21 protein-coding genes and 1 pseudogene are annotated in these 26409 nt (G+C 72.1%); 8 read left to right on the forward strand and 14 right to left on the reverse strand.

Going from position 1 to position 26409, the window contains the following annotated elements:
• Nucleotides 1–91: 91 nt before the first annotated feature.
• Nucleotides 92–1045 carry a fibronectin type III domain-containing protein gene (locus tag ABZ484_RS16490; RefSeq protein WP_358866628.1) on the reverse strand — a complete coding sequence of 318 codons (954 nt, stop codon included), beginning with the start codon at nt 1043–1045 and terminating at the stop codon, nt 92–94.
• Nucleotides 1046–1490: 445 nt separating this feature from the next.
• On the opposite strand from ABZ484_RS16490, the gene ABZ484_RS16495 reads away from it, so the two are divergent.
• Nucleotides 1491–2252 (forward strand): glycoside hydrolase family 75 protein, encoded by a 762-nt coding sequence (locus ABZ484_RS16495; RefSeq protein ID WP_358866578.1) that lies wholly within the window; start codon nt 1491–1493, stop codon nt 2250–2252.
• A 221-nt stretch (nt 2253–2473) separates the two neighbouring features.
• On the opposite strand, the gene ABZ484_RS16500 is transcribed toward ABZ484_RS16495, so the two are convergent.
• The 4 genes and pseudogenes from ABZ484_RS16500 to ABZ484_RS16515 all read right to left on the reverse strand — a co-directional run bounded on the left by ABZ484_RS16500 (nt 2474) and on the right by ABZ484_RS16515 (nt 5561).
• The gene (locus ABZ484_RS16500) at nt 2474–2884 is read right to left on the reverse strand and encodes a PTS fructose transporter subunit IIA (protein ID WP_358866579.1); all 411 of its coding nucleotides are present in this window, start codon (nt 2882–2884) and stop codon (nt 2474–2476) included.
• Nucleotide 2885: 1 nt separating this feature from the next.
• Nucleotides 2886–3485, reverse strand: a complete 600-nt coding sequence (gene dhaL / locus ABZ484_RS16505) for a dihydroxyacetone kinase subunit DhaL (protein WP_358866580.1) — start codon at nt 3483–3485, stop codon at nt 2886–2888.
• A 55-nt stretch (nt 3486–3540) separates the two neighbouring features.
• Nucleotides 3541–4533 (reverse strand): dihydroxyacetone kinase subunit DhaK, encoded by a 993-nt coding sequence (dhaK, locus tag ABZ484_RS16510; RefSeq protein WP_358866581.1) that lies wholly within the window; start codon nt 4531–4533, stop codon nt 3541–3543.
• Between the two features lie 69 nt (nt 4534–4602).
• Nucleotides 4603–5561, reverse strand: a pseudogene (locus tag ABZ484_RS16515) (LysR family transcriptional regulator).
• Between the two features lie 70 nt (nt 5562–5631).
• Between ABZ484_RS16515 and ABZ484_RS16520 the strand changes: the two are divergent.
• Both ABZ484_RS16520 and ABZ484_RS16525 read left to right on the forward strand, forming a co-directional pair.
• Nucleotides 5632–6570 carry an NAD-dependent epimerase/dehydratase family protein gene (locus ABZ484_RS16520; protein WP_358866582.1) on the forward strand — a complete coding sequence of 313 codons (939 nt, stop codon included), beginning with the start codon at nt 5632–5634 and terminating at the stop codon, nt 6568–6570.
• A gap of 12 nt (nt 6571–6582) precedes the next feature.
• Nucleotides 6583–7467, forward strand: coding sequence for an aldo/keto reductase (locus tag ABZ484_RS16525; RefSeq protein WP_358866583.1), 885 nt, complete (start codon nt 6583–6585; stop codon nt 7465–7467).
• Nucleotides 7468–7497: 30 nt separating this feature from the next.
• Here ABZ484_RS16525 and ABZ484_RS16530 read toward each other — a convergent pair whose 3' ends face one another.
• From ABZ484_RS16530 to ABZ484_RS16540, 3 genes are read right to left on the reverse strand one after another with little or no spacing between them, the layout of a single operon-like run.
• Nucleotides 7498–8343, reverse strand: coding sequence for a carbohydrate ABC transporter permease (locus ABZ484_RS16530; protein WP_358866629.1), 846 nt, complete (start codon nt 8341–8343; stop codon nt 7498–7500).
• Nucleotides 8344–8348: 5 nt separating this feature from the next.
• On the reverse strand, nt 8349–9272 hold the full coding sequence (locus ABZ484_RS16535) for a sugar ABC transporter permease (protein ID WP_358866630.1): 924 nt from the start codon (nt 9270–9272) through the stop codon (nt 8349–8351).
• Between the two features lie 28 nt (nt 9273–9300).
• Entirely contained in the window at nt 9301–10596 is a 1296-nt protein-coding gene (locus ABZ484_RS16540) for an extracellular solute-binding protein (RefSeq protein ID WP_358866584.1), read from the reverse strand.
• Between the two features lie 417 nt (nt 10597–11013).
• Between ABZ484_RS16540 and ABZ484_RS16545 the strand changes: the two genes are divergently transcribed.
• The gene (locus ABZ484_RS16545; RefSeq protein WP_358866585.1) at nt 11014–12870 is read left to right on the forward strand and encodes a hypothetical protein; all 1857 of its coding nucleotides are present in this window, start codon (nt 11014–11016) and stop codon (nt 12868–12870) included.
• Between the two features lie 62 nt (nt 12871–12932).
• Here the strand turns inward: ABZ484_RS16545 and ABZ484_RS16550 are convergent, their stop codons facing one another.
• Nucleotides 12933–13712, reverse strand: a complete 780-nt coding sequence (locus tag ABZ484_RS16550; RefSeq protein ID WP_358866586.1) for a polysaccharide deacetylase family protein — start codon at nt 13710–13712, stop codon at nt 12933–12935.
• A gap of 199 nt (nt 13713–13911) precedes the next feature.
• Between ABZ484_RS16550 and polX the strand changes: the two genes are divergently transcribed.
• Nucleotides 13912–15672: a DNA polymerase/3'-5' exonuclease PolX gene (gene polX, locus ABZ484_RS16555; protein ID WP_358866587.1), complete on the forward strand. Its 1761-nt coding sequence runs from the start codon at nt 13912–13914 to the stop codon at nt 15670–15672.
• Nucleotides 15673–15686: 14 nt separating this feature from the next.
• On the opposite strand, the gene ABZ484_RS16560 is transcribed toward polX, so the two are convergent.
• Nucleotides 15687–16175: an inorganic diphosphatase gene (locus tag ABZ484_RS16560; protein WP_358866588.1), complete on the reverse strand. Its 489-nt coding sequence runs from the start codon at nt 16173–16175 to the stop codon at nt 15687–15689.
• Nucleotides 16176–16247: 72 nt separating this feature from the next.
• Nucleotides 16248–16868, reverse strand: coding sequence for a GNAT family N-acetyltransferase (locus ABZ484_RS16565; protein WP_358866589.1), 621 nt, complete (start codon nt 16866–16868; stop codon nt 16248–16250).
• A gap of 55 nt (nt 16869–16923) precedes the next feature.
• On the opposite strand from ABZ484_RS16565, the gene ABZ484_RS16570 reads away from it, so the two are divergent.
• Entirely contained in the window at nt 16924–17547 is a 624-nt protein-coding gene (locus tag ABZ484_RS16570; protein WP_358866590.1) for a TetR family transcriptional regulator, read from the forward strand.
• A 37-nt stretch (nt 17548–17584) separates the two neighbouring features.
• Here the strand turns inward: ABZ484_RS16570 and ABZ484_RS16575 are convergent, their stop codons facing one another.
• Together ABZ484_RS16575 and ABZ484_RS16580 are read right to left on the reverse strand one after the other, a co-directional pair.
• Complete coding sequence (locus ABZ484_RS16575; protein ID WP_358866591.1) at nt 17585–19447, reverse strand: RICIN domain-containing protein; 1863 nt, start codon at nt 19445–19447, stop codon at nt 17585–17587.
• Between the two features lie 90 nt (nt 19448–19537).
• Nucleotides 19538–21316, reverse strand: a complete 1779-nt coding sequence (locus tag ABZ484_RS16580; RefSeq protein WP_358866631.1) for a glycoside hydrolase family 35 protein — start codon at nt 21314–21316, stop codon at nt 19538–19540.
• Between the two features lie 266 nt (nt 21317–21582).
• Between ABZ484_RS16580 and ABZ484_RS16585 the strand changes: the two genes are divergently transcribed.
• Nucleotides 21583–22632 carry a LacI family DNA-binding transcriptional regulator gene (locus ABZ484_RS16585; RefSeq protein WP_358866592.1) on the forward strand — a complete coding sequence of 350 codons (1050 nt, stop codon included), beginning with the start codon at nt 21583–21585 and terminating at the stop codon, nt 22630–22632.
• Nucleotides 22633–22754: 122 nt separating this feature from the next.
• Here ABZ484_RS16585 and ABZ484_RS16590 read toward each other — a convergent pair whose 3' ends face one another.
• Nucleotides 22755–25865, reverse strand: coding sequence for an NPCBM/NEW2 domain-containing protein (locus ABZ484_RS16590; RefSeq protein ID WP_358866593.1), 3111 nt, complete (start codon nt 25863–25865; stop codon nt 22755–22757).
• 241 nt (nt 25866–26106) lie between these two features.
• Here ABZ484_RS16590 and ABZ484_RS16595 point away from each other — a divergent pair, with 241 nt between their 5' ends.
• Nucleotides 26107–26367 carry a hypothetical protein gene (locus tag ABZ484_RS16595; RefSeq protein ID WP_358866594.1) on the forward strand — a complete coding sequence of 87 codons (261 nt, stop codon included), beginning with the start codon at nt 26107–26109 and terminating at the stop codon, nt 26365–26367.
• Nucleotides 26368–26409: the final 42 nt, after the last annotated feature.

Consider the following 26409-nt stretch of genomic DNA (forward strand, 5'->3'; position numbering starts at 1 on the left):
ATGCACCCCGCGAGACTACGCGGGATGCATTCAAGGGGCGCCTGCCGCCGCCCCACCCTGCGAGACGGGGCGAACGTTGCCTGATGCGGCACTAGGACGGTCCCTGGCCGGTGGTGACCGTGCGGGTGGGCGAGAAGCCGCCCCAGGTGCCGTCGGGGAGTTTGGCGCGGATGCGCACCCGGTGGCTGATCCCGGCGTCCCGGCCCAGGTAGAAGCTGTACGACGCCTTCTCGCGCGGTGCGGTGCCGCCCCAGACGAGGGAGGTGGCCGGACTTCCGTCAAGCTCTACCTGATACTCCGTCACCACACCGTCCGTGCGTGGCGGGACCCAGTCCAGGTCGAGGTAGTAGGCGCCGTCCGCGCGGTGCGTGGTGGCGCGGAAGGAGGTGGGCGCGGTGCCCCGGCCGTCGTCGGAGCCCGGCGCGGTGGTGAGCCGCACGGGGGCGCTCGCGGGGGAGAGGTTGTCGGCGGCGTCGCGGGCCCGGACGGTGAAGGAGTAACGGGTGTGCGGCCGCAGCCCGGTGACCACGGTCGCCGTCTGGCTCCCGCCCACGCTGTGGATCTTCGTGGTGCCCTGGTAGACGTCGTAGGAGACCACGCCCCGGTCGTCCGTCGAGGCGGACCAGGACAGCTGCACGGCCCGGCTGCCCACCGCCCGGCCCTTCGGGGCGAGCGGGCGGGCGGGGGCCGAGTGGTCCGCCGCGACCGCGGCGGGTGTCGTCGCCCGTACCTCCCGGCTGCGCGGCCCCAGCCGGCCGCGGTTGTCCCGCGCCCGCACGGTGAAGACGTAGGTCGTCGCGGGGCTGAGCCGGGGGACGTCCACCATGTGTTCGGACGCGGGGACGTCCTTGACCTTCGTGGTGCCGCGATACACCTGGTAGGCGCTGATGCCCGACGTGGAGGTGACCGCGTTCCACATGACGTGCACGCTGGTCGCGCTGCCGGCCGCCGCGGTCACTCCGGTCGGCGCCCCGGGGCCGCCGCCCTCCCCGTCGTCCGCGGCGCTCCGGCCGCAGGCCGCGAGCACCACCAGCGCACCGCACACGGCCACGACACGCCCGGGAACACGGCCGCGGCGGGAATCGCGGTCGGGAACGCGTCGCACGAGGTCTGCCTCCCCGTCAACTGCGGTGCGGACGGCCGGGACACCGCTCGGGTCCAATGGTTCGGACCAATATGCCGTGTCGGCCGGAGCGCATCAAGAGGGGCGTCGTCGCCGTTCCTCCCGGGGAGTTACGTATGCTGAAACCTCACCTCGGCCGAACTGCCCGGAGCAGAGGGGGAGTTCGTGCCGTGGCGCGGACCGCTGTCGTCGCTGATGCCGCGCCGGTGCGGGCGACCGGGGGCCGGGCCGGCACGGCTACGGCCCCCGGCCGTCCGGCAAGCGGTGCGGGCGATGCGCCGTCCGGTCCCCTAACGTGGGCGCACGATGAATTCACCCCTTTCGGGATGAATATCGGTCCATGTCCCCAAGGAGAGGGTCCTCCGTCGTGCGTGTCCGGTCGCTGACGCTCGTCGCGGCGAGCGCCGCCCTGCTGGCTCCGACGACACCGCCCGCCGCCACCGTGCCGGACCGCCCCGCCGAGGAGCCGGCGGCACCAACCGCCGCCACCGTGCCGCACCGCCCTCGCAAGGAGCCGGCGGCGCGGCGCGAGGGCGACGTCCGCGCCGCCGACCTGCTGGCCAAGGCGCGCGGCTGCGTGCCGGTCTCCCGCGGCCGCTACCGTCCCGACGCCGGCCGGCCCGCCACCATCCCGGTCTGCGGCCTGCGCGGAGCCGTCTTCTGGAAGTCCGACATGGACATCGACTGCGACGGGCGGCCCACCCGCCGCTGCAACCGCCGCACCGACCCGTGGTTCTCGCCCGCCGCGGCCTCAGCGCAGTCCGACGGCCGCCGCCTGAACGCCGAGCGCCTGCCCTACATCGTCCTGCCCGCCCCCAGCCGCCTGTGGAACCACCGCGCCCACGGCCTGGGCGGCGGCTCGGTGGCGGCCGTCGTCTACCGGGGCCGGGTGCAGTACGCGGTCGTCGGCGACACCGGCCCCCGGGACATCATCGGCGAGGCCTCCTACGCCACCGCCCGGCGCCTCGGCATCCCCGCCGACCCGCGCGCCGGCGGCACCCGCTCGGGCGTGACCTACATCGTCTTCGAGCACTCCAAGGTGCGGCACATCGAGAACCAGGCCGCCGCCGTGGCGGAGGGCGAACGCCTGGCCCGGCAACTGGTGCACGGCGACAGCCCACGCCCCTGACGACCGGGTGCCGCGCCCCGGACCAGCCGCCCTTTCGCGCCGTGCGGCCGTTCACGCCGTGCGGTCGTTCACGCCGTGCGGCCGTTCACGCCGTGCGGTCGTTCACGCCGTGCGGTCGTTCACGCCGTGCGGCCGTTCACGCCGTGCGGCCGTTCACGCCGTGCCGCCGTTCACGCCGTGCGGCCGTTCACGCCGTGCCGCCCTTCGCACCTCGCCGTCCGTCACACCTTCCGGTAGGTGTACGCGTCCGCGGCCGCCGCCTCCACCGCGTCCAGATCCGCTCCCGTGGCCGCCGTGACGACCGCGGCGACCGCACCCTCGACGAACGGTGCGTCGAGGAGGCGGGTGCGGTCCGGCAGCTCGTCGCCCTCGGCGAGCAGCGCCTTCACGGTGAGCACCGCACTGCCGAGATCGGTGAGCACCGCGACCCCCGCCCCCCGGTCCACGGAGGCGGCCGCGGCGGAGACCAGCTCGGCGCTCGTACCGACCCCGCCGCCCTCCCGGCCGCCCGCCGGGGCCACCGGTACCGCCTCGGCCCCGCCCGCCAGTTCCTTCGCCAGCGCGGCCACCGACGCCGCGACCTCCGCGCTGTGCGACACCAGTACGATCCCGACCAGCTTGTCATCACCCATGTCAGGCCTCCGCCGCCTCGGCCAGCCCCGCGATCAGCAGCGCGGACGACGTGGCCCCCGGGTCCTGGTGGCCGATGCTGCGCTCGCCCAGATAGCTCGCCCTGCCCTTGCGGGCCTGCAACGGCGTGGTCGCCTCGGCCCCCCGCTCGGCGGCCGTGCGCGCCGCCGCGAACCCGTCACCGAGCGCGTCCACCGCCGGCACCAGCGCGTCGACCATGGTCTTGTCGCCCGGCGCCGCGCCGCCCAGCGTCATGACCCCCTCCACACCGGCCCGCAGCGCCTCGGCGAGCTGCTCCTCGCTCACCTCCCGGGCGTCCCCGAGTGCCTTGCCGGTCCGGCGCAGCAGCGTCCCGTACAGCGGGCCGGAGGCCCCGCCGACCGTCGAGATCAGCTGGCGCCCGGCCAGGACCAGGATCGCGCCCGGCGTGTCGGCCGCGTCCTTCTCCAGCGCGGCCCGCACGGCCGTGAACCCGCGCAGGAGATTGCTGCCGTGGTCGGCGTCCCCGATGGGCGAGTCGAGGGCGGTGAGCCGTTCCGCCTCACGGTCGACGGACGCGGCGGTCGCCGCCATCCAGCGGCGGAAGAAATCGGCGTCGAGCACTGGAACTCCCTTGTGTGGCTGGTGTGATGGGCTAAGTCGGAGGAGGCCGGCCGGGTCACACGCCCCAGCGCAGACCCGGCGTGTTCACCGGCGCGTCCCACAGCCGCAGCAGCTCCTCGTCGATCTGGCACAGGGTGACGGAGGCACCGGCCATGTCGAGCGAGGTCACATAGTTGCCGACCAGGGTGCGGGCGACCGCCACCCCGCGCTGGGCCAGGACCCGGTGCACCTCCGCGTTGAAGCCGTACAGCTCCAGCAGCGGGGTGGCGCCCATGCCGTTGACCAGCAGCAGCACCGGATTGCTCGGGCTGAGGTCCTCCAGGACCGCATTGACCGCGAAGTCGGCGATCTCGCCCGAGGTCATCATCGGCCGCCGCTCCCGGCCCGGCTCGCCGTGGATGCCGATGCCCAGCTCCAGCTCGCCGGCCGGCAGGTCGAAGGTGGGGCTGCCCTTGGCCGGGGTGGTGCAGGCGCTGAGCGCCACACCGAAGCTGCGTGAGCTCTCGTTGACCTGCCGTGCGATCGACTCCACCCGCTCCAGCGGCTGCCCCTCGTCGGCCGCGGCGCCCGCGATCTTCTCCACGAACAGGGTGGCGCCGGTGCCGCGCCGCCCGGCCGTGTACAGGCTGTCGGTCACCGCCACGTCATCGTTGACCAGCACCTTGGCGACCTGGATGCCCTCGTCCTCGGCCAGTTCGGCCGCCATGTCGAAGTTGAGCACGTCACCGGTGTAGTTCTTCACCACGAACAGCACGCCCGCGCCGCTGTCCACGGCCGCCGCGGCCCGTAGCATCTGGTCGGGCACCGGCGAGGTGAAGACCTCCCCGGGGCAGGCCGCCGACAGCATCCCGGGACCCACGTACCCGCCGTGCAGCGGCTCGTGCCCCGACCCGCCACCGGACACCAGGGCGACCTTCCCCGCCACGGGGGCGTCCCGCCGTACGATCACCCGGTTCTCGACGTCGACCGCCAGTCCGGGATGAGCGGCGGCCATCCCGCGCAGTGCGTCCGCGACGACGGTCTCGGCGACGTTGATGAGCATCCTCATGGGTACCTCCTGGTGAGACTGACAGGTGGGCCGCTGATGTCGGCAGTATCGACCTTGCACTGTGAAACGTCAGCTCCGTGAGTGTTCGGCTCCGTGAGTGTTCGGCAGCGGACCCGAGGCGGGTCCCTGCTCGTTGTGCCGTGCCGCCACCTCGCGAAGGGCATGGATGAGCGTCGTGACGTGGGGTCGGTCGCCGCGGCTGATCGCGGCGACGCCGATGTGCCGGACCGGCCCCGGGGACGTGATCGGGACGGTGCACAGGCCAGGGATCTCCGGGGTGAGCGCGACAGAGGGGATCAGGGAGATGCCCATGCCCGTGGCGACCAGTGAGCGGGCGAAGAAATAGTCGGTGGTGGTCCCGCGGACTTCCGGATCGAAGCCGGCGCGCTCGGCGTAGCGGCGCAGGTACGCCTCGGTCTTCAGGCAGCCGAGCACCCAGGGTTCGGCTGCCAGTTCCGCGAGATCGAGCGCGCCGCGGTCGGCGAGTCGATGCGCTCGGGGCAGGACGACGTACAGGGGGTCCTCCAGGAGCGGCGTCCACTCCAGGCTGGAGGGGGAGCCGGGTCCCACGGGCAGCGGTCCGTCGAAGTGGTAGGCGAGGGCGAGGTCCACGGCGCCCTGCCGGACGAGCGGCAGGGTGTCCTCCGGCTCGCCCTCTTTGATGTGGAGCACGGTGCCGGGATGGACCGCCATGAGCCGGGTGAGAGCGGCGGGCAGCAGGAGCCTGCCGCCGCTGGTGAAGGTGGCCGCGGTGAGTTGGGTACGGCCGGTGCTCAGCCGGGCGACCTGTCGCTGTGCGTGGGCGAGTTCGGCGGCGACGGATTCGGCGGCGCCGACCATGATCCGGCCTGTGTGAGCGTGACGCCGCGGGTGCTGCGGGCGACGACCTGGGCGCCGAGGCTGCGCTCCAGGGCGGCCACCTGCTGAGAGACGGCCGAGGGGGTGAGGCGGAGAGCCGTCGCCGCCTGATTGAAGCTGCCGTGCTCCGCCACCGCCCGCAGGACCCGGAGTCGGTGAACATCGATCAACAGTTTTCCTTAACACCAGGCCAGCAGACCGGTACTTCTGCTGATGACGATAGGTCTCCAGGATGGGGGCATGCAAAGGATCTGCGTCATCGGCGGAAGCCGGTACTTCGGAAAGCTCCTGGTGCGACACCTGAAGGCCGCCGGCCACCAGGTCACCGTGATCAATCGTGGCTCCACCGTGCCGCCCGCCGGCGTCGAGCACCTCGTCGCCGACCGGAACGACGAGGCCGCCCTGACGGCCGCGCTCGGCTCGCGCACCTTCGATGTCGTGGTGGACCAGGTCTGCTACACCCCGGTGCAGGCCGCGATCGCCGCCCGCGCCTTCGCCGGCCGCGCCCGGCGCTACGTCATGACCTCCACGATCGAGGTCTACGACCCCGCGACCGCCGCACTGCCGGTCGTGCCCGCGGGGACGCCGGTGCCGGAGGACATCGTGGACCCGGCCACCTGGCCGGTGGCCATGGACCTTCCCTGGCACGACGACGCGTACCTGGAGGCGCACTACGCCGAGGGCAAGCGCCAGGCGGAGGCCGTCTTCACCCGCGCCGGCGGCTTCGAGTTCGCCGGCGTGCGCAGCGCCCATGTGCTCGGCGGCGGCGCGCAGGAATTCACCGGCCGGATGGCGTACTACGCCGGGCGCATCAGCCGGGGTGAAGAGATCACTGTGCACGCGGAGGCCCTGCCCACCGTCTTCATCCACCACGAGGAGCTGGCGGAGCTGCTTCTGTGGGTGACCACAGCGGACTTCACCGGCCCGGTCAACGCCTGCTCCGACGGCCCGCTCGATGTGTACGGCCTCGCCACGATCATCGCCACGCAGGTAGGCCGGGAGGCCGTCTACCGGACCGTCCCGGCGGGCGAGGAGGCTTCGGCGTTCTCCTTCGACCGCCACTACGCCATGAGCAACGCCCGCGCGAAGCAGCTGGGCTTCCCCTTCTCCCGCACCGTCGACTGGCTGCCCGGCGCCGTCGTCGAAGCCCTCACCACCGAGTCGTCAGCCACCCCCTGAGGAGCGGCCACCATGCAGTACCGCAGCATCGCTCACACCGCGGTCGGCGCCATCGGTCTGGGTGCCATGCCGCTGTCCGTCGAACGCCGCCCGGACGAGACGCGGGCGATCGCCACCATCCACGCCGCCCTCGACGCCGGCGTCACGCTCATCGACACCGCGGACAGTTATCACTGGCATGCCGGCGAGGCGGGCCACAACGAACAGCTGATCGCCCGCGCCCTGGCCCGCTACGGGGGTGACACCTCCGGCGTCCTGGTCGCCACCAAGGGCGGCCGCGGACGCCCCGGCGACGGCAGCTGGACCGTCACCGCGACCCCCGCACACCTCAAGCGAGCCGCCGAGGCCTCCGTCAAGCGCCTCGGCGTCGACGCCATCGGCCTCTACCAGCTGCACAAGCCGGACCCGGCCGTGCCCTGGGCGGAGTCCGTGGGCGCGCTGCGCGAGCTGCTCGACGCCGGCACGATCCGCGCCGCGGGCATCTCCAACGTCACCACCGACCAGATTCGCCAGGCGCACCGGATCCTCGGCGACGGACTCGCCTCCGTGCAGAACCAGTACTCGCCCGCCGTCCGCGGCAGCGAGCCCGAGCTGCGGCTGAGCACCGAGCTCGGTCTGGCCTTCCTCCCCTGGAGCCCACTCGGCGGCATCTCGCGCAGCTCCCTCGACGGCCCCTCCGGCCCCACCTCCCTCGGCACCGCCTTCCACCGCATCGCCGCCGTGCGCGGCGTCAGCCCACAGCAGATCGCCCTGGCCTGGCTGCTCGCCCGCTCCCCGGCGCTGATCCCGGTACCGGGAGCCACCCGTCCCGCCTCCATCACCGACTCGGCCAGGGCCGCGGAGCTCACGCTGAGCACGGAGGAACTGGCGCGGCTCGAGGACGTGCTGCCGGGCTGAAGTACGGACCTCCGCGGCCGTTCGGGCACGTCAGTCCTTCACCGCTCCGCCCAGTCCCGAGACCAGCCGTCGCTGTACGAGGACGAAGAACACCAGTACCGGAATCGTCATCACCGTGGACGCCGCCATCACTCCGCCCCAGTCCGGTGCGTCCGGCTTGTAGAAGACCAGCAGGGCCATGGGCAGGGTCGACTGCGACGTGTCGCTGATGATGAAGGACTTGGCGAAGAGGAAGTCGTTCCAGGCCGTGATGAAGGAGAAGACGCTGGTGGCCACGAGCCCGGGCAGGACGAGCGGAAAGAGGATCTGCCACAGGAACCGAGCGCGGCTCGCCCCGTCGAGGTACGCGGCCTCCTCCAGCGCCTCCGGCACCGCTTTGACGAACCCTCGCAGCATCCAGATCGCAAAGGGCAGGGAGAAGGCGATGTGCGGCAGGATCAGGGAGCCGAGCGTGTTCAACTGGCCGACGTCGCGCATGAGGAAGAACAGCGGGATGGTGAGCGCCTCCACGGGCACCATCTGGGCCACCAGAAACATGATCAGCAAGGTGGTCCGGAAACGGAACCGGAACCGGGTCACGGCTGTCGCGGCGAGGAACGCGATCAGTGCCGAGACGACCACGACACTGCACGCGACGACAAGGCTGTTGAGGGCGTATCGGCCGAACTCCTGCTGCCCGAAGACCCGCCGGAAGGAGTCCAGGGAGGGCGACGAGGTCCACGGCATGGGCTTGTCCGACTCGATCTCGCCCGCCGGTTTGAACGCGCCCAGGACCATCCAGTACAGCGGGAAGGCCACCACCGCCGCGACGAGCAGCGCCGTCGCCTCCGCCACCGTGCGCCCCGGCCGTCGCGGAAGGAGGCGCACACCATTGATGGGACTCACAGTGTCTCCCCCTGACGGCGCAGCATCCTGAGGTGGACCAGTGCCACGGCGAGCAGGATCAACAGCATGACGACGCCGATCGCGGAGCCGAGGCCGTACTGGGAGGAGGCGAACGCCTTCTGGTAGGCGTACACGTTGAGCACCAGGTTCTGACCCGCGATGCCGCCGCCGCCCGTCATGACGTAGATCTGTGTGAACACCTTGAAGTCCCATATGACCGACTGGATGGTGACCACGGTGAGGATGGGCCGGAGCATCGGGGCGAGCACGGATCGCCAGATGCGCCACTGCGAGGCCCCGTCCAGGGCCGCGGCCTCCAGGACCTCGGCCGGCACGGCGCGGATCCCGGCGTACACCGTCACCATGACGAAGGGGAAGGAACACCAGACGACTTCGAGCAGGACGAGGAGAAAGGCGCTGTAGCGCCCGTACGTCCACGAGTGGTCGCCCAGTCCCAGGATCCGGTTCACGGGCCCGAAGTCCGGGTCGAACAGAAACAGCCACACCGTGGAGCCGGTCACGGCCGGGGTCGCCCACGCCCCCAGTGCGGCCAGCATCAGCGCCAGCCGGGGCAGGGCACGTACGCGTGTGAGCAGCACGGCGAGTGCGCAGCCGACGGCGAGGGTCGAGCCGACGCAGGCGGCCGCGAAGACCACCGTCGCCAGCAGCACCTGCCAGAACTGGCCGTCCCCGAAGAGGTCGGCGTAGTTGCCGAGCCCCCGGAAGGCGGTCGGTTCGCCGCCGCTGACCTGGGCCTGCGTGTACCGGAAGAACGAGATCAGTCCGAGCTGGTAGATCGGGTAGACCAGCAGCCCGCCGAGGACGACGAGGGCGGGAGCGAGGTACAGCCAGGGGGTCCAGGCGGTGTGTGCACGGCGCCGGGTCCGGGATGCGGGCGGTGCGGGTACCGGCGTCCTCACCACCGCCGTGTCCTGTGCGGTCACCGGCTCAGCCCGCGGAGCCGAAGGCGTCGTTCATCTTCGTCGCCGCGTCCTTCGACGCCGACGCCACGCTCTTCTTGCCGCTGACGACCTCCTGGAACATGGTGGGCAGGATCAGGGAGGAGTCGATCTGGGACCAGGCGGGCGAGGCCGGGACGAACTTGGTGCCGGCGCCCAGGGTCTGGACGAACGGCTTGACGAAGGGCTGTCGGGCGGCCGCCTGGTCGCGTACGTCGGTGAACGTCGGCAGGAAGCCCATCGCGTCGAACATCGAGGACTGGGTCTTCTTCGAGGCCAAGCGCTCCATCAGATCCGTCGCGAGCGTGCGGTGCGGGGTGCTCTTCAGCACGCCGATGTTGTTGCCGCCCGCGAACGCCGGGGCGATCGAGCCCGGCGTCACGCCGGGCAGCGGCACCACGGCGTATCTGCCCTTGACCTTCCCGGCCTCCACGGCCGCGTGGCTGAAGTCGCCGCCGATCGCCATGCCCGCCTTGCCGGCCGCGAACGCGGTCACCGTGTCGTTGCCGCCCATGCCCGCGCACTTGGCGGCGGGACAGTTGTCGTCGGAGAAGAGGGACGTGTACGCCTTGACGCCCTTCTGGGCGGCCGCGCTGTCGATGGCCGAGGTGTACGAGCCGTTCGCGCCGGTGGCCAGGTCGCCGCCGTTCGCCCAGATGAAGGGCATCGCGCCGTAGGTGTAGGCACCCCCGACGACCAGCCCGTACAGGTCCGGCTTCGCCGCGTGGATCTTCCGGGCCGTGGTGGCCAACTGGGCCATCGTCCTCGGGACTTCCAGGCCCAGTTCCTCGAAGACGTCCGTGCGGTAGTACAGGGCACGGACGCCGACATAGAAGGGGGCGCCGTACACCTTGCCGTTCACGGTCACCGACTGCCTGGCGGTGGGGTCGGTGTCCTTGGCCTCGCTCCAGGTGCCGAACTCCCTGGTGACGTCGAGGAGTCCGCCGTCGTGGACGTAGCCGGCGGTGTCCGTGTTGCCGAACTCCATGACGTCGGGTGCGGACTTCGGGTCGTTGAAGGCGGCCTTGACGCGCTGGGCGCGGGTCTCGACCGGGATGTACTCGACGTCGACCTCGGTGCCGCTGTGAGCCTTCTCGAAGGCGGCGACGACCGAGTCGACCACCTTCTCCTTGGGCTTGTTGCCGACTTCCTGGAAGAGCCACACGCGCAGGGTGCCGCTCTTGTCGTCCTTGTCGGAGGCGGAGTTGGAGGAGGTCTGCGGGGCGCACGCGGTGAGGACCAGGGCGGCCAGGAGCGTCGGGGCGAGGCGAGCGGACAGTTTCATGGAGCGGCCTCCAGGGCGGGGCGTTGCAACATATGCAATGACAGTTTCGCTCTGCACAACACCTGGAGGCTATGGACAACATGAAGGCGCCGACAAGAGGTCTCAACCACTCTGTGACCGCCCGACGCACTCCCTGCAACGTCACACCATGACAAAAGAGCCAGAGCCCGCCATTGCGTGCAGGCGTCGTCACCCCCGACCGGGGGATCCCCGGCCCGGCCGAGGAGGCCACGTCCGGCTCCCTGCGGACCCGGTGACGGGACGTCACGTGTCCCGGCGACCCGGCCGCCGATCGTCCCCGGCCGGCCCGAGCCGTCCCCGGCGTGGCGATGACTCCGGCATACGGGGCGTTTCTATAGTGGGCCGCGCGTTCAGCTCTGAAGATCCAGATGTCGGCGGCTACCCGGGGACGGAAACATGGGCGTACGACGGCTTGCCGTGGCCGCGGTGGCGGCGCTGCTGATGCTGGCCGGGGTGGCCGCGCCGGCCCGGGCGGCGTCGCCGTGCCCGGTGCCGGGCGGCTTCGAGATCGACGGCGACCTGGAGGCCGGTACCTGCACGCCCTCGGGCGACGACTGGAACACACCCGGGCTGAACGTGGGAAGCACCGCGGACGGCGGCACGTACGGAACGGCGAGCAAGGACGGCGACAACCCGACGGGCTGGACGTCCACCGGGTCCACCGTCGACAAGACCAACTTCAGCAGGGCGTACGCCGTCTCCCGGGTGATCGGTGGTCACTCTTACGTCTATGTGGCCTGGGAGCGCGACACGACGTCCGGCACCCAGAACTACGCGATCGAGATCGACAACGCCCCGGCCAATGCCCCGGGCGGCACACCGCAGCCCAACCGCTCCAACGGCGGCGCGGTGTTGTACGTGGCCTCGCAGGGCTCGGCGCCTCCCGTATTCGGCTCGGCGTGCTCGTTCACCTCGCAGAGCACCTACGGGACGACCTGCACGAGTTCGACCGCCGCCTTCACCGGGGCGATCAACACCGCCTTCGTCACCGACGTCTTCACCGGGCAGCCACTTGCCGCAGGGTCCTTCTTCGAGGTGGCGCTGGACGTCACCGCACTGACCGGCATCGCGCCGAGCTGCCCCGGCCCGTCCGCGGCGAGCGTGTATCTGCGGTCGATCACGGGAGAGGGCTCCAACGCCAACCTGAAGGGCTACCTGCAACCGATCACGATCCAGCCGAACTCGACCTGCGTCAGTCCGCCGATGACCACGACCGCCACGCCGGGCGGCTCGGCCAACCAGCCGGACACCGTCCAGCACGACGTCGTGACCGTCGGCACCGAGGACGCGCCGGGCGTCGGCACGGTGAGGTTCTACCTCTGCCCGCCCCCGGTCGTGACCGCCAACGGCGGCGACTGCTCCGCGGGCGGAACGCTGGTCTCCACGGCCACGTTGGACGCCGCCGGCCGGGCTTCGTCCGCGACGGTCGGCGGCGAGGGCGGCGCGGTCGGCACCTACTGCTGGCGCGCCGAGTTCACCCCCGGCGTCGGCGACGAGCACTATCTGCCGGCCACGCACACCGACGCGACCGCCGAGTGCTTCACCATCGCCCCGCCGCCACCGTCGGCCGACCTCGGCGTCCACAAGACCGGCACGCCCGCCCCGGTCGCCGCGGGCCAGAACCTCACGTACACGATCACCCTGACGAACGACGGCCCGGACACCGCCGACGGCGTACGGCTCACCGATGCGGTGCCGGCCGGGACGACGTTCGTGTCCTTCGCCGCACCCCCCGGCTGGACCACGACCACGCCACCGGCATCGGGCACCGGCACGGTGTCGGCGACCACGCCGGCGATGGCCCCCGGAACGGCGACCTTCACCCTCGTGGTGAAGGTGAACGTCACCGCGACCGGCACGGTGAGCAACACCGCCACCGTCGCGGGCACCACCGACGACCCCGACCCGGGCAACGACACCGCCACCACGAGCACCGCCGTGACCGCACCGCTGTGCACCATCACGGGCACGTCCCGGGGTGACGCCCTGCGAGGGACCGCCGGCAACGACGTCATCTGCGGCCTCGGCGGCAACGACGCGATCGTCGGCCTCGGCGGCGACGACCTGATCATCGCCGGGGACGGCGCGGACGTCGTCGTCGGCGGCCCCGGCGCCGACACGATCCTGGGCGGCCCCGGCCGCGACGTCCTCAACTCCCGTGACCGCGTGGGAGGCAACGACACGGTCGACGGAGGAGCCGGGACCGACGTCTGCCTGACCGACCCGGGCGACACCAGGATCAGCTGCCCCTGACGCACGCCGGACCGCTCCACGGCGACGGCGGCACGGCGGCCTCGTCCCCAGGCAGTGCGGGGTCAGGGCCGGTAGACCATCCCCGGCTCGGGCTGGGCCGGGGCCAGCAGCTGGGACACCGTGACGATCGTGTAGCCGCGGTCCTCGAGCGCCTTGATGATCCCGGGGACCGCGGGCACGGTCCCCTTGTGCAGGTCGTGCAGGAGGATGATGCCGTCGCGGTGGGTCTGCTCCAGCACCCGCTTGGTGATCAGGGCCGTGTCGGTCGTCTCGTAGTCCTTGGCCGTGACGCTCCACAGCACCTGCGCCAGCCCCAGATCCTTGCAGATCTTCGCCACCTTGCGGCTGGTGCGGCCCTGCGGCGGTCGCATCAGGACGGGTTTGGTGCCGGTGACCTTCTCGATGGCGTCCTGCGTGTGGGTCAGTTCGTCACGGGCGTCGTCCGCGTCGATCTGCGTCAGGACCGGGTGCGTCCAGGTGTGGTTGCCGATCTCGTGTCCCTCGTCGGCGATACGGCGCAGGATCTCGGGGTACTTGGCGATGTGGCCCCGGCCCTGCACGAAGAACGTCGCATGCAGGTGCTGCTGCTTCAGGATGTCCAGCAGCTTGGGGGTCGTGAGACTGGGGCCGCCGTCGAAGGTGAGGGCCACGCACTTCGCCTTGCGGCAGTCGACGGGGCCCGCCACCGTTCCGGATGCCTTGCCGCGGGCGGCGCGCGGCGAGGTGTGGTCGTACGTCGTGACCGTCAGGGCCACGATCAGAGCGACGGCCGCGGTGAGGGTGACGGCTGTCGCGAGGGCGATGAGGACGCGGGGCCGTCTTATTCGGGCGCGCAGCGGCATGGGGGACCTTCCCTGGACCGGATGACTGTCGACGCTCGTTACTGACGGGCTTTGCGGCCCATGGGTTGCCCCGCCGGCATGTGATCCACATCGGGCTCGAGACCTGGATGCCGATTCGTCCCGCCGCACGACAATTGCGGCTCCCGGAGCGCCGCGTCGGCGCTCGGCGCGGCCGGCCACGGCCGCCTACGCTGGAGGTGTGGCTCGTTCCAACGACGAGGTCGCCGCGCTGTTCGCCGAATACGCGGACCTGATCTCGATCACCGGAGGGGACGCGTACAAGGCGCGCGTCTACGAGAAGGCCGCCCGGTCGGTGGGCGGCTACCACGCCGACGTGTCCACGCTCGACGTCAAGGGCCTTCAGGAGATCCCCAACGTCGGCAAGTCGATCGCGGAGAAGATCGCCGAGTACTTCCGCGACGGCAAGGTGTCCGCGGTGGAGGAACTCCGGGCGAAGATCCCCGCCGGTGTGCGGCGGCTGACCGCGATCCCCACCCTCGGCCCGAAGAAGGCCTGCGTCCTGCACGAGGAGCTGGGCATCTCCTCGGTCGACGAGCTGGCCGACGCCATCCACGCCGAGCGGCTGCGCGACCTGAAGGGTTTCGGGCCCAGGACCGAGGAGAACATCCTCCACGGCATCGAGCTGTTGCAGTCCTCCGGGGACCGCGTGCTCCTCGACGTGGCCCTGGACCTCGCGGAGGACGTGGTCGCCGAGCTGTCCCGGGTGACCGGCTGCCGGCGGTGCGCCTACGCCGGTTCACTGCGCCGCTTCCGCGAGACGATCGGCGACATCGACGTGCTCGCCGCCTCGACCGGGCCCAAGCCGCTGATGCGGGCGCTGACCGAACTGCCGTACGTCTCCGAGGTCATCGCCCACGGCGAGAAGAAGACCTCGATCCGCACCACCAAGGGCCTCTCCGTCGACCTGCGCGTCGTACCGCCGGACTCGTGGGGCGCGGCGCTGCAGTACTTCACCGGCTCCAAGGCGCACAACATCCGCACCCGCGAACGGGCGGTGCACCAGAAGCTGAAGCTGTCCGAGTACGGGCTGTTCGACGCCGAGAGCGACGAGAAGATCGTCTCCGAGACGGAGGAGGAGGTCTACGCGCGGCTCGGCCTGCCGTGGATCCATCCGGCGCTGCGCGAGGACCGCGGGGAGATCGAGGCCGGGCTCCGGGGCGAGTTGCCCGAGCTGATCGAGGAGTCCGACATCCGGGGCGACCTGCACACCCACACCGACCTCACCGACGGCCTGGCCCCACTGGAGGAGATGGTCGCGGCGGCCGCCGAACGCGGCTACGCCTACTACGCGGTGACCGACCACGGGCCCACGCTGTACATGCAGCGCATGACCGACGAGCGGATGCTCGCCCAGCGGGAGCAGGTCCGTGAGCTCGACGGCGCCTACGGCAAGCGGGGCCGGGGCGGCGGCATGCGGCTGCTGCACGGGGCGGAGCTGAACATCGATCCCGAGGGAGAGGTGGACTGGCCGGAGGAGTTCCTGGCCGGCTTCGATCTGTGCGTGGCCTCGGTGCACTCGCACTTCAACCAGGGCCGCGAGCAGCTGACCCGGCGGCTGGTGCGGGCCTGCGAGAACCCGTACGTCAACATCATCGGCCATCCCACCACCCGGATCATCGGCAAGCGGCCGGGCCTCGACGCCGATCTGGACGAGGTCTTCGCGGCGTGCGCGCGCACCGGTACGGCGCTGGAGATCAACGCCCACCCGGACCGCCTCGACCTGCGCGACGAGGACATCCCGCGGGCCAGGCGGCACGGGGTGAAGTTCGCCGTCGACAGCGACGCCCACTCCACCCTGCACCTGGCGAACATGCGCTACGGCGTGGGCACGGCACAGCGCGGCTGGCTCACGAAGGACGACGTGATCAACACCTGGACTCAGGCGCGGCTGCGGCGCTTCCTGGCCAAGGGCCGCACCGGGCGGCGGTCCGGGAGCTGAGCGCGGTCAGGTGATCACGGGGAGGACCCGCCCACCCGGGCGCGGGAGGCCTCGATCTCGGCGTACGCCCGGTCCCGGCCCTCCCAGTGGGAGCCCTCGACGCTCTTTCCGGGTTCCAGGTCCTTGTAGACCTCGAAGAAGTGGGTGATCTCCAGCCGGTCGAAGTCGGGGACGTCACCGATGTCCTGGAGGCGCGCGAACCGGGGGTCGTGCGCGGGCACACAGAGGATCTTCTCGTCCGGGCCCTGCTCGTCCTTCATGCAGAACATGCCCACGGCCCGGCACTCGATGGTGCACCCGGGGAACGTCGGCTCACCGACGATCACCAGGGCGTCGAGCGGATCGCCGTCCCGTCCCAGGGTGTGGTCGATGTAGCCGTAGTCGGCCGGGTACTTGGTGGAGGTGAACAGCAGCCGGTCCAGCCGGATGCGGTGCAGTTCGTGGTCCATCTCGTACTTGTTGCGGGACCCCTGGGGGATCTCCACGATCACGTCGAACTCCACGGTGTCCTCCTGACGCCGCGCCGGGCACCGGGACGGTCGTCGGGTCGCGGTCCGTGCGGCGGTCGGCCCGCGTCACCGGCCGACGACGCGGTGAGACCCGTCGCCGGCGTGCCCGGCGCTCACCTCCAGTGTGCTCCCGCCACCGCCGTCACCGAGCGGGCCCGCCGCGTCCCCCGCCGGGCCGGTGTGCAGGTCGAGGGTCCAGTTCTGGCCGACGAGGTCGTGGCCGAAGCTGTGATGGGGTTCCTCGTCGACGAGGGCGAAGCCATGGCCCTGGTAGATCCTGCGCGCGGACACCAGCACGTCGTTGGTCCACAGTGTCACCTGCCGGTAGCCGGCCTCGCGGGCGAAGGCCAGGCACTCCCCGACGAGGCGGCTGCCCACGCCCAGGCCCCGGGCGGCCGGGGCGACGAGCAGAATGCGCAGCTTGGCCACGCGCGGCTCGTCACCGGCGACCAGGAAGACGCATCCCGCGCGTGCGCCGTCGACCTCGGCGATCCAGCCGGCCTCCCTGGCCGGGTCGTGCCCGGCGGCGTAGTCGGCGACGATCCGGGCCACCAGGGCCTCGAAGTCGGTGTTCCAGCCGAACTGCTCGTCGTAGACCTCACCGTGCGCCATCACCACCCAGCCCAGGTCGCCGGGACGGTCGGCGCGGCGCACGGTGACGTGCGGCCGGTTGTCCTGCTGCGGCATGGTCGCTTCCCTCCACCAACTGACACAACTGTTTCAGTAACGCTACGCTAGCCCCATGCCCGAGGAAACGACAGCCCCGTCCGCCCGGCAGACCGAGCTGCTGGAGGCCGCCTACCGGTACGCGCTCGCGCACGGCCTGGCCGATCTGTCGCTGCGCCCGCTGGCCACGGCCATCGGCTCCAGCCCCCGGGTCCTGATGTTCCTCTTCGGCAACAAGGACGGTCTGGTGCGGGCGCTGCTGGCGCGTGCCCGCGCCGACGAGCTGGCGATCCTGGACCGCCTCGGTCGGGCCGAGCAGGCCGACCAGCCGGGTCAGCCGGGGCAGCCCGACCAGCCCGGGCAGCCCATCGGGCTGGTTCCGGCGGTCGAACGGGTGTGGGAGTGGCTCGCCGCCGAGGAGCACCGCCCGCTGCTGCGGCTGTGGGCCGAGGCGTACGCCCGGTCCCTGGTCGAGTCCGACGGGGCGTGGGCCGGGTTCGCCCGTGCCACCGTCGAGGACTGGCTCGCGGTCCTGGCCGCCTGCCAGCCGCGGCCGGAGCGGGACTCCGAGACCGGCGCCGTCCGCCGCAGGCTGGCCCTGGCGGTGCTCCGCGGCGCCCTGCTCGACCTCCTCGCCTCCGACGACGAACCCCGGGTCGGTGCCGCGGTACGACACCAGCTCGCCCTGCTGCGCGGCTGACGCGGCAGGGCGAGGGGCGGGGGAGGGCAGGGAGGCGTCAGTCGCGGGGCGAGGCTGCTGCCCGGCCGGTGGGGGTGAGGGCCAGCGTCTGCTCGGCCGCGGTGCGCGCACCCCCGACCCGGCTGCCGCTCGTGTCGCTCCAGTAGCGGGCCGGTGTGGTCTCGGCGAGCCGCCGCGCGTCGGCGGACAGCCCGATCACCAGGCCGCTGTAGCGGTTGACCAGCCGGTAGGTCCCGGTGGGAGCGCCGTCGGCGGTGGTGCCGGGGATCACCCACCACTGCTGACCGACGGAGGGTCCGCCGGCGGGGGCCGCGGTCACGGTGGGCCTGGTGCCCCAGGCGCGCCGCGCGGTCGAGGAGGAGTCGACGCCCAGGAGGCCGCCGGTGGCGGCGTTGGCGATGCGGTACGAGCCGTCGCCGTTGCCGGTGAAGATCCACGATTGCCGGGCGGAGCCGGTGGCCTTGGCAGTGGAGGTGGTGGCGGAGCCGCCGGGGACCTGGGCGAGGACGCGGCCGCCGCCGCTGGTGACGCGGTACGTCCGGCGCGGGTCGACCGGCGCGGCGGGCGCGGAGGTGCCGATCGTGACGTCGACGTACTCGCTCGCCGAGCCGCCCGAGCAGCCGAAGGAGCAGTAGGAGCGGAACGACTTGCCCACGATGGTGGAGGAGGTCCGGTTGGCGGGGTCCAGGAACCAGCGGTACCAGGAGGCGTTGGTGTGGGCGCCCGTGTCGCCGAGCAGCCGCCACTTCTGCGTGGCGAGATCGTCGGTGGCGTAGAACTGCTGCGGAGCGTTCCCGCTCTGGTCCACGGCCTGCGGCTCGCCGATGTAGAGCCCCAGATGGGCGTCGTAGGTGACGTCCATGACGAACAGGGGGGAGGTCGGGGGCATCTTGCCCGCGGCCACCTGCTGGCTCACCGTGCCGCTGTTCGCCGGGTCGTACTCCTGCTCCGGCGGGGTGTATCCGGTGGGGTGCGCGGCGTCGGCGGGCACCATGTTGCTCTCCTCGCCGCCCGTGCCGGGCTGCGACCAGGAGCCGTCGTACCACTTGCGCCACGAGCCCGGCGCCATCTTCCCGGAGATCGGGGCGCGGGCCACATGCGCGTGGAAGGCCTTCCAGCCGCCGCCCTTCTCCACGATCCGCGAGCCGTAGAAGACGTAGAAATAGCCGGAGGCGGTGTCCACGAACAGGCGCGGGTCGCCGTCGCCGTAGTGGTACGTCTGCTGCGGGAACGCGGTGGTGTCGCCGCGCCGCGTGCTGTACGGCGAGGTGATCACGTGGTCCTCGATGGTCCAGGTCCGGCCCTGGTCCTTCGAGACGGCGTAGTCGATGGCGTCGTAGTGGAGCCCGTCGCCGAACGGCTGCGGGGTGAACTCGTTGTGCACCAGGCCGTACCAGTCGCCGGTGTCCGGGTCGACCCAGACACCCGCCAGGTCGCAGTAGTTCTTCTGCGCGTAGCCCGAGCCGGCCGGGGCGTAGGTGGCCGTCAGGCCGGTGGGGCTGTTGTTGCACCGCGAGGTGGTGTCGTTGTTCCGGTCCCCGGGGTCGGCCGGGTTCACCGCGTCGCTCAGGCGGGCGTCACGGGTGGCGGTGTCGAAGTCCTTGCCGGTGAAGAAGGTCCACTGGCGGCTGTCGTTCGCGCCGTAGAGGGCGTGGGACTGCTGGAAGTGGAAGGTGCCGTCCTTGTCGATGTACGGGGCGGCCGGGGTGTCGTCCGGATGGGTCCACGAACCCTTCGCGCCGACGGTGACGCTGTACGTGGGGTCGGCGGCGGGCGTCGCGGGGGCGGCGGTGGCCGCACCGCCGCCGATCACGGCCGGCGCCGTGGCCACGACGGCGGCGACGAGCGCTCCGGCCAGTCTTCCGCGTTGAGCTGACAGAGCTGACAGTGGAGTTGACACAGGTGCTCCTTACTCGTGACGGACGGCGTCGGGGTGCGCCGCCCCCTGGGTGTGGTGCCTGTGCGGTTCCTGTGGGGTGCGGTGCGGGGGTCAGCCGAAGGTCTCGACGTACTCCTCGGGCGGTCCGAGCACGGGCCGGTCGCGCAGGGCGAGGCGGTCGCCGAACCGTTCGAGCTCCAGGACGGTGAGTGTGTTGTCACCGGCGCGCAGCAGCGGTCCGGGCACGTAGAGCGTGCGCTGCGGACCGATCTCCCAGTAGCGGCCGAGCAGGGTGTCGTTGACCCAGACGAAGCCCTTGCCGAAGCCGGGCAGGGCCAGGAAGGTGTCGGCCGGCTCGGCCACCGCCAGCCGGGCGGTGGCGAAGCCCGCGCCGCCGCCGGGGGGTGCCGCCGCCGCGGCGCGGGCGGTGTCCCGCGGCCCCCACTCGTCCAGCGGCAGCCGGTACATGCTCCAGCCGTGCACCAGCCGGCGGTCCACGCGCACCCCGCCGAGGATGCCCTTGCCCTGCCCGAGCAACGGGCCGTAGTTGATCCGGCCCTGGTTCTCCACCAGCAGCTCCAGCCGGACGCGGGCACCCGCGCCGGGCACGGTGAACGACGCGGTCTCCCGGTCCAGTACGGCGACGGGGGCTCCGTCGACGAACACCTGGGCGCGGTCGTGCAGGCCCGTGACGGTCAGCTCGTGGCGGCCCGGCGGCAGCAGCGGCTCGGCGGCGTACAGGACCAGACCGGAGGCCTGGCCGAGTTCCTCGAAGCTCAGCGGCACCGGAGCCCGGACCGGCTCCGCCGCCGAACGCAGCGCGGGCAGCAGTGCGGCCCGCCGGGTGACGTCCAGGCTGCGGGGCGCCAGCAGCGGCGGATCGGCCGGTGGCGCGGGGATGTCGGCGTCCCGGCGGCCGTACGCGGCCAGTTGCTCCCGCAGGGCGAAGAACTTCGGGGTGAGCGCGCCGTGTTCGGCGATCGGCGCGTCCGAGTCGTAGCTGGTGACGGTCGGCTGAAGGCGTTCACCGTCGTGGTTGGCGCCCGCCCACAGCCCGAAGTTGGTGCCGCCGTGCGCCATGTACAGGCTCACCGAGCCGCCCGCGTCGAGGATCTGGCCCACGGTCTCGGCCGCGCCCGCGGCGGACCGGACGTGGTGCTTCTCGCCCCAGTGGTCGAACCAGCCGTTCCAGAACTCCGCGCAGAGGAACGGCTCGTGCGGGCGGCGCGAGCGCAGCAGCGCCGCCGCCTCGGCCGGGCGTGAGCCGAGCGTGGCCGTGGCGAGCTCCCCGGGCACGGTGCCGCCGTCCTGCATCAGCGGCGTCGGCCCGTCGGCCGTGTACAGCAGTTCGGTGATGCCTCGCTCGACGAGGGCGTCGCGCACCCAGCGGACGTAGGCGTGGTCGTCGCCGTAACTGCCGTACTCGTTCTCGATCTGCACGGCCACCACCGGACCGCCCCGGCCGGCCTGGAGCCCGGCGACGCGGGGGATCAGCGCGTCGAACCAGCGCCCCACCGCGTCCAGGAACGGGCCGTGGCAGGTGCGCAGCCGCATGCCGGGGGTTCCGGTCAGCCAGGCGGGCAGCCCGCCGTTGTCCCACTCGGCGCAGATGTACGGTCCCGGGCGCACGACGACGTCCAGTCCCGTCTCCTGGGCCAGCCGGGCGAAGCGCGTCAGGTCGCGCGGGCCGTCGAAGCGGACGTCACCCGCGGAGCGCTCGTGGACGTTCCACGGGACGTAGGTGTCCACGGTGTTCAGGCCGAGCGCCGCCAGCCGCCGCAGCCGGTCGGCCCACTGCTCGGGATGCACCCGGAAGTAGTGCAGCGAACCGGACAGCACCCGGTGCGGCCGTCCGGCGCGCAGCAGCGTGCCGCCGGAGCAGGTCAGCAGCGACCGCGCGGGGTCCGCAGGCCTTTCGCCGGCCCCCGAGGGATCGCCGGGGAACTCCGGGATGTGATCGATGCCGTCCCGCGGGCGGACGTGGCTCTTCACGGCTCCTCCTGGATGCTGGGCGCGGGCCGACGGCGCAACTATGGCAGACGATGTTATCGATGCCAACAGGTGGAGCGTGGGCAGGACCGCGCCCGAGGAGACAGCCGAAGCACCGGGTTTGTGGGCGATATCATCGAGCCCGGCCCGGTACGAGGAAGGAACCCATGGCGAAGCAGAAGGGCGCCGACGGGCGGCCGCCGGGGATGACCGATGTGGCGCGGGTCGCCGGAGTGTCGGCGCAGACCGTGTCACGCGTGCTGTCCGGGCACCCCAACGTGCGGGAGAAGACACGGGCCACGGTCCTGGCCGCGGTCGAGCAGCTCGGCTACCGGCGCAACAACGCGGCCCGCATGCTCTCCTCGGGACGCAGCCGCACCATCGGCGTGGTGACCCTCCGGACCACCTTCTACTCCCGGGCCGCGGTCACCTCCGGCATCGAGCACGCGGCCCAGGCCGCCGGGTACACGGTCAGCACCGCGACCACCGCCTCGCTCGACACCTCCGCCATCGAGGCCGCCCTGTCCCGGCTGGCCGACCAGGGCGTCGAGGGGATCATCCTGTCGGTGCCGCTGACCCACAGCAGCCCGCGGATCGAGCAGTTCACCCGGGCCGTCCCCACCATCACCATCGACGGGTCGCGCACCGACGCGACCGAGGTGGTGGCCGTCGACCAGGCACTGGCCGCCCGGCTGGCCACCCGCCATCTGCTGGACCTGGGCCACGAGACCGTCTGGCATCTCTCCGGCCCCGAGGCCTGGCTCGAGGCGGCGGCCCGGCGCGACGGCTGGCGCGCCACGCTCGAGGAGGCCGGCCGGCCGGTGCCGCCGCCCCTGGAGGGCGACTGGTCGCCCGCCGCGGGGTACCGGGGCGGACTGGTGCTGGCCCGGATCCCGGAGGTGACGGCGGTGTTCGTCGCCAGCGACGAGATGGCGTTCGGCGTGATCAGGGCGCTGCACGAGCAGGGCCGGCGGGTGCCGGAGGACATCTCCGTGGTCGGCGTCGACGACATCGAGCTGGCCGAGTACTGCTCGCCGTCGCTGACCACCGTCGCCCAGCCGTTCGGGCAGATGGGCGCGCTCGCCGTGGCCCACCTGCTGCGGCACATCGCCGACCCCGGCGCGCTGCCGGAACCGGCGTCGGTGGAGCCGCGGCTCGTGGTCCGGGCGAGCACCGCACCGGCCGGTGCCCCGGCCCCACGGCGGGAGAAGCCGTAGAGGGTGTCTCGCCGATCATGCCGGGCTCGCGGTGGCCGGCACCGCTCCCTGATCCGGCCTGATCGACGAGACACCTCCTGGGACCGGGGCGTCGAACCGGCGGGTCGGACGGTCCCCGCGCGTCAGGCGCAGTGGAACTTCGCGTCCGCCCAGTCGCCGTGGTCGCCGGACTTCGTGCCGTCGGTGTCGGTGACCACCAGATGGACGTGCCGGGCCCCGGCCAGCGACACATTCACCGGGACCGGGTCCGACTTTCCGCTGACGGTGGGGGAGGACCACAGCGTCCTGCCGTCGGCGACGACCGAGAAGGACACGCCGCCGTAGCCGTCGATCTCGTCGTCGATGCCGACCGTGGCGGTGAGCGAGGAGCACTGCCCGCCGAGCCAGAACTCGATGTCGGAGTTCGCGTGCGCGCCGATGCCCTTGGCGTAGGCGGTGCCGTTGAGCGTGAGCGGATGGCCGTCGCCGGCCGCCGACTCCCCGTTGCTGCGGTCGCGTTCGGGCGGCCCCCAGCCGTTGGTGGCGTTCAGCCAGGCCAGATCACTGGCCCACGCTTCGCCCCCGGGCGGGGCCGGCATGGTGCGCAGCGCGGCCCGTTGCGCGGCGACATGGTCCTCTCCCGCCGCCCGGTAGCGGGCCGTGCCGGTGAGGACGGCCTCGCCGGGCCGCGCGTCGGCCGGCGGGGTCACGGTGAACTCCGCGCTCGCCCGCTCACCCGGTTCGAGGCCGCCGACGGTCCGCGCCGGTGAGACGGTCCAGCCCTCGGGGGCGGCCAGGGACAGCTCGGCGGCGTCCGCCCCGGTCCGGCCGGCGGTGAAGTCCACCGTGACCTTCCCGGACACGCCGGCACCGAGTTCCTGCGGAGGCGTGAGCGCGACCGTGCCGGTCGCCCCGGGCACCTTGCCGCCCACCGCGCTCGCCGCGTCGAGGTCGATCCGGAAGGCCCGCGCGGTGCTCAGGGCCCGCGTCTTGACCTGGACGACCCCGGCCCGGTCGGAGGCGTCGTACCACCAGCCCTCCGCCGCCGCGTCGAAGGCGGCCCTGGAGGTGAACCGGGGCAGCGCGCCGCCGTCCAGACGCACCTGCCGGGGCGAGGAACCGGTGTGCACGGTGAACCGGTACGGGCGGCTCTTCTGCTTTCCGGCGAAGTCGCCGGTCTCGGCACCCACGGCGATGCGCACCGCTCCCGCCCCGCGGTCCGGGGCGGTCACCGCCACCCGCTGCTCGGCGTACGCGCCGTCCCGGTGCTGCCGGGTCACCCCGTCGTCCTCGTACAGGGTGAAGGAGGTGCTGCCCTGCGGGTAGACGTCCCAGGCGAGCGGGGAGTTCGCGGTGCGGTCCTGGTAGGACCTGACACCCGGCCACATCGGGACCGACGCGCCCGCCTTGACGAAGAGCGGCAGGGTGTCCAGGGGGGCCTGGTAGCCGTCGACGGTGGTCGGGCCGTGGTAGATCCGGCCGGACCAGTAGTCGACCCAGTCGCCCTTGGGCAGGTAGATGCCGTCGCGCACGGCGGTGTCGCTGTAGACGGGCGCCACCAGGAAGTCCTCGCCGGTCAGGAACTCGTACTTGGCGGCGTCACCGGCCGCCTTGGCGTCGTCGGGGTACTCCAGCGCCAGCGGCCGCACCGGGCCGACACCGGTGCGGTGGGCCTCGGCCGCGTACGTGTACATGTACGGCAGCAGGGATTCCTTGAGCTTGAGGTACTTGCGGTTGATGCTGGTGTACGGCTCCCCGTACTGGTAAGGCTGCTTGTCCTTGGCGGCCCAGCCGTCCATGGTCATCACGGCCGGCAGGAACGCCTTCCACTGGAGGTCGCGGGTGTAGGTCTTGGCGCTGCCGCCGAAGATGCCGTCCACGTCACCGGTCGTGTACGCCAGGCCCGACATGGTGGCCCCGGCGTACGTGGGTATCTGCCAGCGGATGTAGTCCCAGCTGCCCGACTGGTCGCCGCTCCACTGCACACCGCAGCGCTGCGCGCCGGACCAGCTCTCCGGGGCCCAGGTGAAGCCGCGGGCGTCGCTGTTGTCCTCGATGCCCTGGTACGCCGCCTTGCAGCCGTCCAGGGCGAACTTGTAGCCGTCGCCCACCCAGGCCACGTCCAGCTTCGCCACCCGCTGGCCCGCCTTGACCTGGTCGGCCAGCTTGTCCAGGCCGTCCTCGGTCCACAGGCCCATCCGCATCTTGCGGTCGCCGAGGCCCTCGGCGGTCTCGGCGAGGTTCTCGTAGCCGCAGCCGTAGCCGTCGTTGACGAGCATCCAGCCCAGCGGCATGTCGTTCTTCACGTAGTCGTCGGCGACCTTCAGGGCGTCCAGGGTGTGGCGCTCGCCGCGGTTGGCGTTGTGCAGGTAGCAGTCGGAGTCGCCGATCTCCAGGCCGTAGACCGGCGGCAGTATCGGGCGGCCGGTCAGCCTGGTGTACTGGCCGATGACGTCCTTGGTGCTGTCACCGGCGAAGTAGTAGGCGTCGAACCGGTTCTCCTGCTCGGTGGTGGTCACCGGGTCGGTGAAGGCGTAGGTGCCGGGGGCGTAGGTGTTGCGGTAGACGCCGTAGCCGGCCGAGGACAGGTAGAACGGCACCGAGTTGGGGTGGCCGCCCTCGTCCCAGTCGTAGTCGACGCCGACCTCGAGGGTCTTGCCGCGGTGCGAGGTGTTGCCGCTGCCGTTCTGCTCGCCGGTGCCGTAGAACTGCTCGTCCGCGCCGCGCGCCAGGGTCTGGGTGGTGGAGGTGCCGTTCCAGCTGATGCCGCGGGTCTCCTCCCACAGCCGGGTGCCGTCGGCGCGGTACAGCGCGAAGCGCAGCGGTGCCTTGTACACCCGCAGGGTCACCTGGTCCGTGGACAGCTCGTAGCGGTCGCCGCGGTCGGCCCAGCGGGTGGCGGGCGGCTTGCCCTGGGGCAGCACGATGTCGTCGCCGACGGGGTCGGTGAACGTGCCGTCGGGTGCCACCTCGATGCGGAAGGTGTCGGCGGAGACGAAACCGACCCGGGCCTTCGCCGTGCCCGCCGTGAAGGTGTAGGCGGCGCCGGAGTGCGAGAAGCCGGTGACCGCGCCGATGACGGTCTCGGTCCCGGCGGTGGTGGCGGTCGTGGCGTGGGCCGGGGGAGACGGCGCTGCCGTGGCCGCGAGCACCGCGAACACGGCCGCGGCGGCCAGGACCACCCCTCGGGGTCCCCGTGATCCTCGGGGCGCTCGGAAACGGTAGGCCTTGCGTCTGCGGGGTGGAGCGGTCATGTCGGTCCCTTCGCGCACGTCGAGCGGCGGACGTCTGCTGTGATCGCCTGGTCCCGGGCTGAGCTTGCCGGAACTGGGTTGCTCGAAGTTGCTTGATATCAGCGGGAATCGAGCAGGATCAATCACGCGGCACAGGTATAGCGCACCTGGGCTGCGCCTGGCCAGAGTGTCCGCCTATATTGAACGCGTTCAAAAATCGGGCCGCGGTGAACGAGCCGCGGCGGTGACCGAGGGGGAACGCATGGGGTGTCTGACGGTCGCCGCACGTGCGGCGGGCGTGGTCTTCGCGACCTGGGCCGCTCTGGTGGCGGCGCTGCTCCTGCCTGCACTGCTGCCGGCGGACTGGCAGTACTACGTCTACTCACCCGCGAGCGTGGGCCTGTGGATGCTCTCCGTACTCGTGGTGCCGGTCTTCACCTGTGTCGCCGCGCGCAGGTGGATCGTCACCGGGCGGAAGGACAGGCGCGCCCCGGTCGGAGGGGGCGGTCCCGGTCGGCGATGAGGCCGGGCCCCACCGGATGAACCGGTGGGGCCCGGCCTCAGC

The organism is Streptomyces sp. NPDC006393 (assembly GCF_040628575.1).
GTDB lineage: Bacteria > Actinomycetota > Actinomycetes > Streptomycetales > Streptomycetaceae > Streptomyces.

What these genes read in the sequence shown, in the direction of transcription:
- ABZ484_RS16500 (WP_358866579.1), bottom strand. Translation starts at nt 2,884, where the DNA reads ATGGGTGATGACAAGCTGGTCGGGATCGTACTGGTGTCGCACAGCGCG.
- ABZ484_RS16585 (WP_358866592.1), top strand. Translation starts at nt 21,583, where the DNA reads ATGGCGAAGCAGAAGGGCGCCGACGGGCGGCCGCCGGGGATGACCGAT.
- ABZ484_RS16590 (WP_358866593.1), bottom strand. Translation starts at nt 25,865, where the DNA reads ATGACCGCTCCACCCCGCAGACGCAAGGCCTACCGTTTCCGAGCGCCC.
- ABZ484_RS16595 (WP_358866594.1), top strand. Translation starts at nt 26,107, where the DNA reads ATGGGGTGTCTGACGGTCGCCGCACGTGCGGCGGGCGTGGTCTTCGCG.
- ABZ484_RS16570 (WP_358866590.1), top strand. Translation starts at nt 16,924, where the DNA reads ATGCCCGAGGAAACGACAGCCCCGTCCGCCCGGCAGACCGAGCTGCTG.
- ABZ484_RS16545 (WP_358866585.1), top strand. Translation starts at nt 11,014, where the DNA reads ATGGGCGTACGACGGCTTGCCGTGGCCGCGGTGGCGGCGCTGCTGATG.
- ABZ484_RS16550 (WP_358866586.1), bottom strand. Translation starts at nt 13,712, where the DNA reads ATGCCGCTGCGCGCCCGAATAAGACGGCCCCGCGTCCTCATCGCCCTC.
- ABZ484_RS16540 (WP_358866584.1), bottom strand. Translation starts at nt 10,596, where the DNA reads ATGAAACTGTCCGCTCGCCTCGCCCCGACGCTCCTGGCCGCCCTGGTC.
- ABZ484_RS16525 (WP_358866583.1), top strand. Translation starts at nt 6,583, where the DNA reads ATGCAGTACCGCAGCATCGCTCACACCGCGGTCGGCGCCATCGGTCTG.
- ABZ484_RS16565 (WP_358866589.1), bottom strand. Translation starts at nt 16,868, where the DNA reads ATGCCGCAGCAGGACAACCGGCCGCACGTCACCGTGCGCCGCGCCGAC.
- dhaK (WP_358866581.1), bottom strand. Translation starts at nt 4,533, where the DNA reads ATGAGGATGCTCATCAACGTCGCCGAGACCGTCGTCGCGGACGCACTG.
- ABZ484_RS16520 (WP_358866582.1), top strand. Translation starts at nt 5,632, where the DNA reads ATGCAAAGGATCTGCGTCATCGGCGGAAGCCGGTACTTCGGAAAGCTC.